This window comes from Vibrio sp. 1069 (genome assembly GCF_033340555.1).
The window spans coordinates 1-599 of record NZ_JAWOWP010000612.1; the positions used below are offsets into that span (position 1 = coordinate 1).

Here is a 599-nt window from a genome sequence, read left to right on the forward strand (position 1 = left end):
CTAGATAAACGACAAACTGACTTGCTAGAGCCTGTAAATCACTTCAGGAATCCATAATTGAAAACTGGTAGCTGGATTGGTCATTATGCAACCTAAGCTAGTTGTATCTTGCCGTTGTTGTCGATCTTTTTTCTAGAAGAGTGATTGGTTGGTCGATGAAAAGTCGAATAACTAAAGAGTTGGTTTGGGATGCGCTTTTAATGGCTATATGGCGCCGTTCTCCAAGCCAAAAGGTGCTCGTACATTCAGATCAAGGCAGTCAGTATACGAGTCACGACTGGAACAAGTTCTTAAAGCAACATGGACTGGAAGCCAGTATGAGCCGTCGAGGTAATTGTCACGATAATGCTGTGGCAGAAAGTTTTTTCCAGTTACTGAAAAGAGAACGAGTTAAACGAAAAATCTACTCTACACGGGAAGATGCTCGCATGGATATCTTTGAATATATTGAGATGTTCTACAACGTAAAACGCAGGCACGGTTCCAATAATCAATTATCTCCTGTAGAGTATGAGAAGCAATATGAGAGAAGACTAACTAGTGTCTACTGACTCGGTGGCTATTCACACCTTGAAAATGAAGGGCACGCATATGAGGTA

Annotated in this window: 1 pseudogene; it reads left to right on the forward strand. The window is 41.4% G+C overall.

Annotated elements, in window-relative coordinates:
• Positions 1–101: 101 nt before the first annotated feature.
• Positions 102–551, forward strand: a pseudogene (locus R7040_RS28050) (IS3 family transposase); the annotation flags it as partial.
• Positions 552–599: the final 48 nt, after the last annotated feature.